Source organism: Acinetobacter sp. ABJ_C5_2 (assembly GCF_044538485.1).
Lineage (GTDB): Bacteria > Pseudomonadota > Gammaproteobacteria > Pseudomonadales > Moraxellaceae > Acinetobacter > Acinetobacter nosocomialis_A.
Window position 1 is genome coordinate 1 of record NZ_JBIUCS010000032.1, and the last position, 14,803, is coordinate 14,803.

6 protein-coding genes are annotated in these 14,803 nt (G+C 35.8%); 4 read left to right on the forward strand and 2 right to left on the reverse strand.

Annotated elements, in window-relative coordinates; all coding sequences use genetic code 11:
* Nucleotides 1-129 precede the first annotated feature (129 nt).
* A complete protein-coding gene (locus ACH8JV_RS17025; protein WP_396522656.1) occupies nt 130-744 on the reverse strand; it encodes a TetR/AcrR family transcriptional regulator in 615 nt (204 codons plus the stop codon).
* 155 nt (nt 745-899) lie between these two features.
* Between ACH8JV_RS17025 and ACH8JV_RS17030 the strand changes: the two genes are divergently transcribed.
* Genes ACH8JV_RS17030 through ACH8JV_RS17040 form a run of 3 tightly spaced genes read left to right on the forward strand, consistent with a single transcriptional unit; the run spans nt 900 to nt 9,298 of the window.
* Nucleotides 900-4,046, forward strand: coding sequence for a type VI secretion system Vgr family protein (locus ACH8JV_RS17030; protein WP_396522658.1), 3,147 nt, complete (start codon nt 900-902; stop codon nt 4,044-4,046).
* Nucleotides 4,047-4,058: 12 nt separating this feature from the next.
* Entirely contained in the window at nt 4,059-8,945 is a 4,887-nt protein-coding gene (locus ACH8JV_RS17035) for an RHS repeat-associated core domain-containing protein (RefSeq protein ID WP_396522660.1), read from the forward strand.
* A complete protein-coding gene (locus tag ACH8JV_RS17040; protein ID WP_396522662.1) occupies nt 8,942-9,298 on the forward strand; it encodes a hypothetical protein in 357 nt (118 codons plus the stop codon). Before ACH8JV_RS17035 ends, ACH8JV_RS17040 begins: the two co-directional genes overlap by 4 nt.
* A gap of 452 nt (nt 9,299-9,750) precedes the next feature.
* Here ACH8JV_RS17040 and ACH8JV_RS17045 read toward each other — a convergent pair whose 3' ends face one another.
* Complete coding sequence (locus ACH8JV_RS17045) at nt 9,751-10,251, reverse strand: GNAT family N-acetyltransferase (protein ID WP_396522664.1); 501 nt, start codon at nt 10,249-10,251, stop codon at nt 9,751-9,753.
* Between the two features lie 254 nt (nt 10,252-10,505).
* Between ACH8JV_RS17045 and ACH8JV_RS17050 the strand changes: the two genes are divergently transcribed.
* Nucleotides 10,506-14,798 (forward strand): NACHT domain-containing protein, encoded by a 4,293-nt coding sequence (locus ACH8JV_RS17050; protein WP_396522666.1) that lies wholly within the window; start codon nt 10,506-10,508, stop codon nt 14,796-14,798.
* Nucleotides 14,799-14,803: the final 5 nt, after the last annotated feature.

Genomic DNA, 14,803 nt, shown 5'->3' on the forward strand with positions numbered 1-14,803 from the left:
GTAAAAAGCTACTTAAAACCTGAAATACAGCAAAAGGCCTGCTTAAAAGCAGGCCTTTTGCTGTGATAAGTTTTATATTTATAAAAATTTTGCAGATATTTTTTAAATAGATAGTTGAAGTATTTTTTATCAGTTGATTCCATCACTAGAAGCTTCTGTATGAGTGGTTTCGAGTTCAATTAATGTCTGTATAAATTCCCATGTTTTCTCTGGTTCAATTGGACCTTGTTCACAAATAGAACTATTAATGATGCCATCCAAAAGTGAGAGGACGAGACGCGTTAAAGCGCTAGGGTCATTGACTTCCAATTGTTTCAAAATAGAAGTTGTCAGGTTAAACAGCCAGTTCCAATATTCATCCAGAGCGACTTGAATGGATGGGTATAAGTTTCCTACTTCCATGCCTGCTTTGTGAAATGGACATCCTCTAACACCATTTTGATTGACCCAGTCGATATACCAAAGATAAAGTTGTTCTAGTTTCTCTAATGGTGTTGTGAGTTTCGAGATGTGCTCTTCCACAGCCATTTGAATATCGAGTTTTAATTGCTTTAGGCAAGAGAATACGAGCTCTTCTTTCGATGGGAAATGTTTATAAAAAGTTGCTTTGGCAATATCGGATTCCGCAATAATACGGTCGACCCCCACAGAGATATAATTTTCCTGAATAAAGAGCTGAGTAGCAGTGCTTAGAATGATTTCTCGTTTTGGGTACTTTTTCTTGAATTGTATATCTGCGTTCATAGGGGGGGAGGAGCACAATATGCTGAAGTATTAAGTTGTTATTTTAGTGTATAGATAGAGTTTTCGGCTAGACTTCAGTAAGAAGATTGATATAAAAATAGACAGAACTGTATGTATTTTGTAAAATACTTTTAAATATAATTTAGTTTTATAAAATGTTGAACAGTATTCATCAAATTTTAGATAGTTTGGGTATTAGCCCACAGAAACGTGCTATTCATATTCAATTTACGTCTCCGATATTGAATGACCAAGTATTTCTGCAAAGAATCGATGGCGTACATGCACTCAATGATAGCTTAAAAGCAGAACTTTTATGCCTATCAACAAATGCAACGATTCAACTAAAATCTTTTATTGGTGTTCAGGCTGCCGTAGATATAGTGACGGAGCGAGGTGAATTAACCCGCGTTACAGGCATTATTACTCATGCTCAGCAAGGCCAGTCAGATGGAAGCCTAACTTTATATAAGCTGACCTTAGAAGATCCAACCGCATTATGGAAATATCGCCGCAATTCGCGCGTATTTATGAATAAAAGCGTGGTTGAAATATGGGAAATATTATTTAAAGAATGGCAAGTTAAAAATCCGCTATTTGCTGCAAGTTTAAGTTTAGATTTAAGTGGTCTAACACAAACTTATGATGTTCGTCCTTTTGTTATGCAACATAACGAAAGTGATTGGGACTTCCTCACACGCTTACTTCGTAGTGAAAATATCAGTTGGCTCATTGATGAAGCTCAGCATATTGTTCCAAGTACCGATACATCTATTCAAGCTCAAAAGCTCAGGTTGATTGATGCCAATAGCCAATATCAGCCTTTAGACCGTAAAACGATTCGTTACCACCGTAGTAGTGCGGTGGAACAATACGACAGTATGACTCGCTTAACGGCCGAGCGTTCTCTTCAACCCAACGTTATGCATATACAACGTTGGCAAGCAGAAATATTAGAACAAGAAGAAGGGATTGGAAGCGTTCAAAGTAAGCATCAGCATAGCGAACAATATGACAATGCTACACTTGGCTTAGAGCAAGCTTGGAACTATGCGCCTGCATGGATTGGTGACTTAAAGGGTGAGGATGGTGTAACTAAATCTGGAAATCAACAAGTCGAACGATTCAACCAGAACCTCCACAATTACTACGAGGCACAGGCGAAACGCTTTATTGCGCAAACGACGGTCCGCGATGCCTATGTGGGCTACTATTTCGAACTCAATGAACACCCAGAAATAGACCAGCATGAAAGTTCAGATAAAAGCTTTTTGATTATTTCTAAAAATTTCTTTAATCAGAATAATTTACCTAAAGATTTAAATGACCAAATTAATGGTCTATTGGCGCAAAGTAACTGGTCAATACAAAACCCCGAGAACAGTGATGAACGCCAAGCGAATCAACTGATTTTACAACGTCGTCAGATTCCAACAACACCAGCTTATAACCCACAAATTCATAGCCCTACAACTCATCCGCAACGTGCAAAAGTGGTGGGTCCTGAAGGTGAGGAAATCTATGTAGATGAGTGGGGGCGTATTAAAGTTCGCTTCCTGTTTACCCGTAGTGATGACCATAGCCATGATGGTGGCGCAGGGACCAACAACAATGACACCGATTCAGCATGGATTGACGTTCTAACGCCATGGGCAGGAGAAGGTTACGGTGTACGTTTTTTACCGCGTATCGGTGAGACTGTCGTTATTGACTTCTTTAATGGCGATATAGACCGACCATTTGTGATGGGCCGAATTCATGAGGCACAGCGCCATCCAACCAAATTTGATAACAAAGGTAAGCTTCCTGATACTAAAAAGCTGAGTGGTATCCGTTCCAAAGAAGTCTCAGGTGGTGGGTTTGGACAACTCAGATTTGATGATACACCGGGACAAATTAGTACCCAGCTACAAAGCAGTCATGGTGCAAGCCAGTTAAACCTCGGGAAACTGAGTCATCCCAAAGATAAAGCGGAAAGTGAAGACCGCGGAGAAGGTTTTGAACTGCGTACGGACCAATGGGGAGCTTTACGTGCGGGGCAAGGTTTATTGGTATCCACCCATAAACAGGATAATGCCAAAGGCGAACACCTCGATGCCGAAGTTGCGAAAAAGCAACTTGAGGGTAGTCAAACGAATAGTAAAGCACTGAGTGACATCGCTAAAAACCAGAAAACCGATGAAATAGAGTCGCTTGAACAGTTAAAAGATTTTGCCTCACAAATTCAGCAACAAATCGCTAAATTTGAAAAAGCTTTACTGCTTTTAAGTTCACCAGATGGGATAGCCTTGAGTACATCCGAAGATATTCATATCTCGGCTGATGCACAAATTAATCAGATTGCTGGAGACAGCATCAATATAAGTACTCAAAAGAATGTGATTGCACATGCCCAAAATAGGTTGAGCCTTTTTGCTGCTCAGAGCGGGCTAAAAGCAGTCGCTGCACAAGGCAAGGTAGAAATACAAGCCCAGTCAGATGCACTGGATGTCTTCGCCAAACTTGGAATTACTATTTCATCAACCGATGACAAAGTCATAATTAGTAGTCCGAAAGAAGTCCAGATCACAGGGGGGACATCGCAAATTACCTTAAATGGTTCAGGAATCTTTCCGAAAACTGGCGGGAAATTCCAAGTCAATGCTGGACAGCATGTGTTCCAAGGCGGCGCATCGGCAAGTGTTCAATCTAGTTTGCCACCACCACCAAAACGTGCACAAGGCGTTTTAGAGTTACGTCATGATTATGTACACGGAGAATTTGTCAAAGGTGCTGGCTATACAGTGACTGATTCGTTAGGAAAAGTCGTTAAAGGAAAGTTAGACGATAAAGGTTTTGCTCGTGTTTCTGGTTTGGCAACAGGTTCAGTAAAGATTCTGTTCGATCCAGACCCACGTAATCCTTGGGATGAGGCAAGTGATTTTAAACGCAAGGTAGAGTGGCCAAATCAAAATGATGTAGAAGGCAGCATTGGCATTGCATCTGGCAGTAAAGGGTTAACTGAAACATTAAAAAATGATTTTAAAAAGTTGAGTCAACTTGCGAGCAATGTGAAATCTGCGCAGCAGAAGATTGAATCGGTTAAAAAAATCAAAGATCAAGGTGCTAAAGCATTGCTACCAATGGCGATGGAACAGGTTTTAGGGGGGAGTGATGGATCTAAGTTAAGTCAATCATTTGTTAGTCAAAATAGCTTTATGCCTTCAAGTCAGCAGAGTAATCCACTCCGAATGTTGACACAAGCAAGCTCTGACAAAACAGCAATAACAAAAATCCAATCACCTTTTGAAACGTTTGTATAATTTGAGAAGAATATGGCACGAAGTACTCCAGAAGTTGTTGCACCATTAAATACATTAGACATCAAAGATGTTCAAAATTCGAAAGAAAAAATAGATCAATGGTTAAAAGCGAAGACAAATAATAATGTTACCTTGGAGCGGATTGAAACTGTTGCAAGAAATATACCTTTGTTAGGGAGTGTATTTGCTGCTGTTGATGTCGTTTCTGATCTTATGCAGATTTATGATAAAGGATTCAACAATGCTGACATTATGGATTGGGCAAACTTAGGGATTGATGCGATTGCGATAATTCCTGGTCCAGCAACAGCCACCGCTCGTACAATGGCACGTCCTGCATTGTTTTTAGTGCGAGAGGAAGTAAGAAGAATAACTAAAAATGGAGTAAAAAAATTAACTAAAGAGCAAATAGGTCCGGCATTTAAAGTAACGATTATTAGTGTTATATCAGAACACTTAAATTCAGCAGTGGCAGGTGAACTTGAAAAGTTTGCGAACGAAGCCCAAAAAAGATTAAATTCATTACTGACAGAAACTGGTACATGGGTTGAAAATAGTACGTCAACAATTGATACAGGAATACGTCAAGTTGTTGAGAAAGGAACGATAGCAAATCCTGATGCAAATTATAAACGTGCTCAAGAACAAAGAAATGCAATCATACCGAGATTGAAAAATGGAGAGATTGTTCGGGCTGGGAAAAATGTTGCATATACCTTAGAGAATAGTTTGAAAGGTAATGCAAAGAGCGGCGCTAACTTACTAACCAAAGGTGCAATGTGGGTAGTTAAAGATGAAGATAAAGCCACTGTTTTAAAACTCGGAACTAATATTAAATTATTAGGCATAACAGCAAAAACAAAAATACAAGGGCTAGGTGGTGCTGAAACAGCTTTTACAATTGGGTGGTTGTTAGCTGTTTTATTATTGGCAGTAAAGAAGCATAAGTCAAAAGTTGAAGCTGATAAAAAAGCAGCTCAAGTTAAAGCAGGTCAAACATCTCAAGCAGACAAACACCATGATGATGCTAGATTAGAAAAATCGGCATCACAAGCAGCATCAGATAAAAATGCTGGTAAGTGTAAAAATTGTATGGGTAGTACTGATGGTTCGATTACCTTTGCAATGGGTACAGAGTTCTTTACTCATCTTGATGCACAACTCGGTGGCATGATTCAAGACAGCATTAGCCGGACCTATGCTTCAAACCTTTACCAGATGGATGATGCTATATTTGGAGCACGTTGGGTTACTCCATTTACTACAAAAATTTCACGTAAATTTAAATATAGTCCAAAGAAAAAAGATCATAAAGACTATTTAAACGGGCTTGAATACATTGGTTTAGATGGTCGAGCAATCGATCTGCCTGACCTAAAAATGGGTCAAAGTATTTATGATCCGATTGAGCAATACACTTATACAGTTTTATCAGATCAGTTGCATTTAATTGCCTACGGTGAAGACGAGAAGCGCTATTATGAAAAATACGGTGAGGACTATCGTCTATCCTATATAGAACGTAAAAATGGTTTTAAAGTCGCTTTACGTTATGACCATGTTTCTATCGATAATAAAACAATTTTATCGGACATTTTATTTAAACAGGACGATAATTTACTGGCTCATTTAGCTTTGCAATTAACTCCACAAGGATTGGTTTCCGATATTTGGACAATCAAAAATGGTCAATTAGATCGTGTTTTGGCAAGTTATAACTATGATCAACAAGGTGATTTGGTTCAGGCAACAAATGAGTTTGCAGCTTCTTATTATTATCAATATAACCATCATTTAATTACACGTTATACAGATCTTACACATCGTGGAATGAACCTAAAATGGGATGGTATTTTACCTACTTCAAAAGCCATTGAAGAATGGGCCGACAATGCTAGTCGTGCTTCAAAGTTGGAATGGGATCAAAACATCCGGAAAACCTATGTGACTGATGTTGAAGGTAATACCACTGAACATTTTTACGATATAGATGGTTATACCTACCGTATTGTTTATCCTGACAACTATCAGGAATGGTTCTTTAGGGACAATGCTAAGAACATCACTTTACATATCGCTAAAGATGGCTCAAAAACTTCATATACTTACGATGAGCGCGGTAATGTCTTGACTACAACTCAAGATGATGGTGCGACAAGTTATTTTGAATATGATGACAAAGATAATCTGATCGGGATGGTCGATGCTGAACAGGGACGCTGGTTTAAGCAATATGATGGTTCTGGAAATCTGATCAAAGAAATTGATCCACTTAAGCATGAAACTGCTTATGCTTACAATGCCATGGGCTTAGTCACTTCCATTACAGATGCTAAAGGTGGAAGTAAGTCACTCAAATATGATGATCTAGGGAATTTAATTAGTTATACAGATTGTTCAGGTAAAGAAACCAAGTGGCAATATGATGAGCGTGGTCGTGTAATCAGCATTGAAAATGCATTAAAACAAAAAGTTGAGTATTTTTATACTGAACTGACCTTAGAAAATCGGGAACCAATTATAAAGGGTTTACCTCTGAATGCTTTTGGTCAACTTGAAAAGATCAAACATGCTGATGGAACAGAAGAACATTTCATTCATGATGCGGAAGGGCGTTTACTGGCACATGTAGATCCTAAACAGAACATCACTCGTTATGAATATGATGAGGCGGGTTTAATTCTGTCTCGTACAGATGCTTTAAATCACAAATTAAAATATAAATGGGATCGATTGGGACGTCTAACCCGACTCATTAATGAAAATGGTGCAAGTTATCAATTTTTTTATGACCTTGGTGGGCGTTTAATTAAAGAAGTCGACTTTGATGGTAAGGAAACGGTATACCACTATGATGAAAACTCGGGCCAACTGGCAACCAGTATTGAAGTCGCATCTGCTTATGGACAAGACCTCAAAGACCGAGCTGCACCGAAAGACAGAATTCAACAATTTATCTTTGACAGTATGGGGCGTTTAGAACAGCGTACTGCGGGCTATGGTCACTATGGTTTAGAGCTTGAAGAAAAACAGACGGAAGAATTTGCCTATGATTATATGGGGCGAATCATTCAAGCTAAAAATGCTCAAAGCAATTTACAATGGTTTTATGATGCGGCTGGCAATTTAGTACAGGAGCACCAGCAAGACTATAAAATCAATAAAACCGCGGTGTGGAAACACCAATATGACGAAATTAATGATCGAGTCAAAACGACTCGTCCAGACGGACAGGTTATTGACTGGTTGACCTATGGTAGCGGTCATGTACAAAGTTTAATAGTGAATGGTCAAGACCTTATTAGCTTTGAGCGTGATGATTTACACCGAGAAATTGCACGTCACTATGCCAACGGAATTAGCCAAGAACAGCAATATGATTTGGTAGGTCGTTTGAAAAGCCAAATGATGCTGAGCGAACATGAAAATGGCTATCAAAACCAATATAAGCCGCACAACAATGCATTAGAGCAGACCAGTCAACTGGTACAGCGACTTTATCAATATGATAAAACAGGTGAGCTAACGTCCATTAGAGATACACGCCGTGGCAATATTGCCTATAAGTACGATCCTGTAGGGCGTTTACTTGAAGCGAGCAGTAAACTTGGAAAAGAAACATTTAACTTTGACCCTGCTAGTAACATTATAGATTCGTATCATAGTCATAAAGCTCAAAGCCACTCACAAAGTGCTGAGGAAAAAGACTATGGTTATAACCGTTTAATTAATAACATCGTTAAAGAATATCTAGATCAACAATACCAATATGATGCTTATGGACAACTCGTAAGGCAAAAAACGAGCCAAGGTGATTTAAACCTTGAGTGGGATGTCTATGGCCGTATGGTGAAGAGCCGTAATAGTCAATATACGGCAGAATATCGCTATGATGCTTTAGGCCGCCGTATTCAAAAGCGGAGTAAGCATCACCATACAGGTCAAGAGCAGAACATCATTTATGGATGGGATGGCGATACGCTTGCTTATGAGTCTACTGAGCAGTTGACCAAGCATTACATCTATGAAAAAGATAGTTTTGTACCGATGCTACAAGCTGTTTATTTAAGTCCAATAGAATTGCACCAAACCCCAGATTGGTCAGATCGACCTTATAACATACACCGTGACCCGCTTTGGAAAACTGAAAAAGAGGGTAAAGAGTTTGACGATGTATGGTTCTATCACTGCGACCATTTAGGCACACCTCAAGAAATGACCGACCATACAGGTGCAATTATTTGGAAAGCCGAATATAAAGCTTGGGGCGAGTGTAAAGCGGAGAGAGCCAAGTCGAATTTCTTCGAAAATAGTGAAATTATTTCAAATAATATCCATTTTCAGGGACAGTATTTTGATGAAGAGACAGGATTACATTACAATCGCTATCGTTATTATTCCCCATATGTAGGTAGGTTTGTTAGTAAAGATCCTATCACGCTATTGGGCGGAAACAATTTTTATCTTTATACTGCAAATCCGATTAAATATATTGATCCAATTGGTCTCGCAACTAGAATTGGGTGTAAATTTCATTCTTTTACAAATGTAATTTTGCCGAAAGATAAGCTATTTGCAAGTGATGGCGTTCAGTTTAGAATTGCAAATAAGGAATTTATTAAGAAAATGGAAACCAATCCAAAATATAGAAAAGATATGTTAAGACGCCACCCTGACTTAAGTGCATGGTTAAAATCACCGAATATGAGTAATAGTCCTCCTGGTTTGACATGGCATCATAATGATGAAAGTGGTTTACTCAATTTGGTTGATAGAGGCGATCATGCTAATAATCATGGTATCTATCACCCAGATGGCACTGGTGGTCGTGATAAATGGGGTGGGGGGAAACCAGGAAGACAGGGTAAATTAGATCAAGCAACAGGTTGTCCATTATGAGTACATTTAAAAATAAAGTTTATAAAATCGAAGATTTTATAAACTTGGTAAAAGAGAAAAAAGAACGATTACCTAATTATGATTTTGATTATTGTTATGCAGTTTATGCAAAAGACGATAACGTAAGGCTTCATGATGAGGTGTTTATTGGAAATAGTGTTGATTTTGATGAGAATGATAACGAAGTTTACCCTGCATTTGTTATTACAAATGGCTATCATTACTTCTGTTCAGATCAAAATATCCAAGATGTAGTTGACTTAGCTTTAAGGCAAGATGCTGCCGTATCGAATGAGAAATTAATTGATGCACTAAATTATTATATTGATAATGATGATTTTAAAGATCAATAAACTTAAAGAATATTTAAGTTAACTCTAATCTTGCTTAAACCCCAGCTTCTTTTTTAAAGAAGCTGGGGTTTATTTTGATGACAAATTTGAGCATGAATAAACTCGAAAGCATGGTGGTTTTCGTTCGCGTGGTAGAGAAAGGCAGTTTTACTACTGTTGCCGAGGAAATGCGTCTTAGTAGCACCATGAGCGGATTGCACATTGAAGGGCTTTACTATCATTTCCAACTATCATGATTGTGATTGAACATTTTCATTCTCTTATCTAAATAGTTTGGCTCTACACCAATTTTACATCATGTTTTTATTTTTGTTGTTAAGTATTTGATATTAAATTATATTTAATATTGGTTGATTCTGTCCATCAAAGTGTTAATGTGTTCGTTAACTATATTGAAAGAAGACATATTCTTAGTTAAAAATAACAGTAATTATGATGCAATCAGGACGAGCTCATGAGAGACTGATTTTCGCCTGTTTGAGAAGCTCATATTCTTTAATAGATTTTTTCAACTGATCTATTGGAAGATAGAACTCATCTTTGAAACCTAATTTTTTCATAAAAGCTTGGCAATCTGGGTTTGGACATTCTACTTCTAAATATTCATATCCAAATTTTTCCCCGAAAGCGCAGAGCTCCTTTAGTAATGCGGTTCCATAACCGTGTTTCTGTTTCCTAAATCCAATACGAGCAACAATAATACATTTTTTATCTCCATGGTCAGCCAAGGGATATTTTCCAAACCTTAGATAAAGATCAATTAAACTTTTACTAAATGCAATATTTATCCTTGGTTGAGGCGTTTTTCTAATTAACTGCGGAGATGAAACACTTACTCTTGAGTATCCAAATTGTTTTCTAGCAAATGTTTGGACTAAACATGAGATTTCATTTTGTTCTCCAAGTCCAATTAACTCATCTTCTTCCGATGGTTGGAATGATTCTATATTCATTTTTACTCCTAAAATTATAATTTTAATAATTAGTTAAGGTATATAAATATAAGGTTTTACTATTTAGATTGTACGGGGATTTTAAAGTGTTGAATATAATGGAGTAAAATTCTAATCGTAGACAATAGTAAATTTTTCATTAGTTCTCGGACGAACAACATTATCAATGTTAAAAGTATGAAAGCTTAGGCTCGCATATTTTTTTTAATTAAGGTTATACTGAGAAGAATTTTAAACAATTTTATCAATAGATTATGAATAATTATATTCAATTAAATCGTAGATTTTCACCAGTATCTTCAAAGCAAAATTTAGATGTATCTAATTTGGATTACTCGCTAAATATGAAGTATGGAGAAAAATATAGTTGGGATGATTTATTAACTGAATATAGATGTGTGATTTTGGCAGAGGCTGGAGCTGGAAAAACTAAAGAGTTTGAAGAGTGTGCTAAAAGAATTCAAGCAGATGGCAAATATGCTTTTTTCATTCGAATAGAGGATATTGGAAATGATTTTGTCAATGAATTTGAAATTGGTGATGAAGATCAATTCGATGAATGGCTGGCCTCTACAGATCCTGCATGGTTTTTTTTAGATTCTGTAGATGAAGCTCGTTTAGTAAACTCAAAACAATTTCATAAAGCTATAAGAAAATTCGCAAAAAAGATAAAAATTGCTACACATAGATCTCATATTTATATTTCAAGTCGCCCTTATAGTTGGGAGTTTGAAAGTGATGAAAAAATTCTAAATACGGAGCTGTTCTATGGTGTGCGGGATGAGCAGCATGAAAATGATAATAAGGATAAGAAACCAAAAAGTGGACTAAAAATTTTTACTCTTTCATCCTTAAATCTTGAAGATGTAAGAAAATTTTGTGAAATTCGATCGATAGAAAATATTTCAGATTTATTGAATCAAATTGAAAGGTATGACTTACTAGAATTTGCCGAACGACCTTTTGATTTAGAGAGTATTATTGATAAGTGGAGAAATGACGGTGCGTTGGGTTCTAGATTAGAAATTATTAAATATAATATTCAGCAAAGATTAGCAGATAGGCATGACTCTAACAGACGCAATATTAATGTAAGTTCAGAAAAACTTTACCAAGGGGCTCAACGTCTAGCAGCTGCGGTTATATTGACTCGTAAAGCTAGTATTAATGTATATTCCTCTAATCACAATACTAAAAACATAGATCCTACCCAAGTACTCCCTGAATGGACTAGTGAAGAAATATTAGCCTTATTAAGTTGCGCTATTTTTAATGGTATCGTATACGAAGCAGTCCGTTTTAGACATAGAGATATTCGAGAGTTTTTAGCAGCTCAATGGTTTTCAAGATTATTAAATGGAGATAATCGACTTTCAGCAGAAAGGCTTTTTTTTAGGGAGCAATTTGGCGAAAAAATTATAGTACCCTCATTTAGATCTATACTTCCTTGGCTAATATTGTTGGATGAAAAAATTTGCCAAGATGTAATGAAACTCCAACCAGAAATTGCTTTTGAAAGTGGTGATCCAGCACAGTTATCGTTACATGTACGTAAAAGGCTTTTTTCACAATTTATTGAAAGAATTGCAAAAAATCAAGATGATCGAACAATAAGGGATAATGATTCAATTGCAAAAATTATTGATTTTGATTTAGAAGATGAAGTTTTATCACTGATAAAAACTTATTATGATAACGAAGATGTTATTTTTTTCTTAGGACGCATGGTTTGGCAAGGAAAGTTTACTAAATGTATTTCTTTACTTATACCGATTGCTCTAGATTCTAAACGAAGTATGTATTCTAGGAGAGTATCAACCCGTGCAATTATGTCATGTGGAGAGAGAGAGGAAAAAGTCAATCTTTGGGTTAATTTGAATCAAAGTGGAGAAGAATTAGATAGGCGTTTAATTAGTGAGTTAATTGGTGAAATTGAGCCTGATCAAGAATTCATTGGTTTACTTATAGCTTCTTTAAAAAATGCGACTTTATACAAAAGATTTGAAAATAGTGGTTTAACTACTATATTGGAAAAATTTGTAAAAAATCTTGATGTTGTATTAGGATATCAATTACTTATTGGTATAGCAGAATTATTAAGTTCAGAGCCTTTTTTTGATATAAGGCAATGCCAAATATCGCAAAAATATGCGTGGACTTTAAAAGTAGCTTTTCAAATTATTGAAAAACTAATTGAAAAGCGTAATCCATTAGTACTTGAAGATAGAATAATAGAAATATTAATTAATGCTGCAGCTCTAGAGTATCAGGGGGATTTTGATGATTTAAATGAAAAAAATAGATTAAGAGAAATTATACCTACATGGAGTCAGCTTAATGATAAGTTATATTGGAATTCAATAGGGATAGCACGCCAATATTTGCTTCAGAAAGAGCAAAAAAGATTAAATAATGATGGGGCTATTTCATTTTTTGAACACTTTTGGGATTTTAATGTTGATAGTCTTGATCGGCTATTGAGTTATATTCATATCAAAGGTTCTTTAGATGATAAATTAGTTTGTCTAAATAGAGCATTTGTAATTTATTCTCAACATAGTAATCCCTTAGAAATATTAAGTAAAATACAAAAGGCATGTGAAAGCTATCCTGAGCTATTAGATCATTTAACAAATTTATTAACACCTATACCTGTTGAAAATGATATACAAAGAAGAGTTGAAGAAGATTCAATTAAGCGAAAAACTGAACATGAGAAAAGAGAATTAAGAGAAAAAAAAGAAAAGATAAATTGGATAAAAAGACTAAAGAATAATCCTGAGCAACTTAAGAACTCACCTCATATTTTAAATGGTGAATTAACAAACAATCATGTTTGGTTGATGGATCAACTTGGAGAGTATGGAAGAGTAACTACAAACCGTTATGCATTTCAAAACTGGCAAGACCTGATTCCTGAATTTGGACAAGATGTAGCACAAGCCTATCGTGATTCAGCTATACAGTTTTGGCGAGTTTATAAACCTAAATTACATTCAGAAGAAATTTTAAAGACAAACAGTACTCCTTATAGTTTAATTTTTGGTTTAATAGGGCTGGAGATTGAATTTAAAGAGAATCCAGAATTTTATAGTAAATTAAATTCAGATGAAATCAGCAATGCTCTAAGATATCTTTCATGGGAGTTAAATGGTTTTCCATCATGGCTAGAAAAGTTCCATAAAATTTTTCCAAATGAAGTTATTGAAGCTGTTAACAAAGAGGTTCGATGGGAACTAGAATCATCAGATCCTGAGGCTGACCAGAATTATAACCATATCTTGTATGACCTTATTTATCATGCGCCTTGGATACATACAGATATAGCACATAAAATTTTTAAATGGTTAAAAGAAAACTCAAAATTACTTCATAAAGACACTTATAGATATGCGGTACAGATTTTATTAAATTCTGATATTCAAGAATCAGATTTTAGTTTACTAGCTCAACAAAAAATTAACGAATTAATTTCAACTGAGCACAAGGCATGGTGGTACGCACTTTATGTAGATTGCGACCCGGAAGAAGGAATATTATCTTTAACTAATTGGTTGGAATCACTAACTATTGAAGATGCTATACAAGCATCTCAAGTTTTTATTTGTCAGTTGATGGGTAAAAGAGATTCAATAAATGGAAAAGCAGGAAATAATAAGTTTAAAGAGGTTAAGTATTTAAAAAAATTATATTCTTTAATGCATAAATATATAAAGCTAGATGATGATATCGAGAGAGCTAATTCAGGAGTATATTCACCTGGGCTTAGGGATGATGCACAAGATGCTAGAGATTTGATTTTTACATATTTAAAAGAAGTTCCTAGTGCTGAAAGTTATTATGCAATTAAAGATTTATTAAAAGAGCATTCAAGTGGGAATAGACGTATTTGGTTGGAAAAGACAGCTCACAATATTGCCTTGTCTTGTGGGGATTTTGAGCCATGGAACATTGAGCAAGTATTACAATTTGAAGATTCAGGTAATATCAAGCCAAAAACACATAAAGAATTATTTGATTTAGCTTTGCTTAGGATAATTGAACTAAAAGATTGGCTCGAAAATGGTGACTACAGTCCTTGGCTAACTTGGCAAAGAGTTGAACAAGAAACAGAGATGAGAAATTTAATAGCAGATGAATTGAGAAAGAAAGCACAATCTAAATATTCAATTTCCCAAGAAAATGAATTAGCAAATAGCCAACGAACTGATATTAGGCTTGATAACCCTACAGTAAAGAGTCCAGTACCAATTGAATTAAAAATTCTAGATAAAAGTTGGAGTGGCCCAAAACTATGTGAAAGGTTGAGGAATCAACTGGTGGGGGACTATTTACGTGAGTCGACTGCTGGTTGTGGAATATTTTTATTATTTGCTCAAGACATCGACAAAAAGTGGGAAATTAATGGTAATACTGTTAGTTTGAATGAATTAGAACTAGCCCTTCAGGAGTATTGGCACAGTATTGCCCATGAGTGGACTGGAGTTGACTCTATCAAAGTTATTGTCATTGATTTAAGTAAAAGAAAATTAGTTGCAATAACGTAATTATT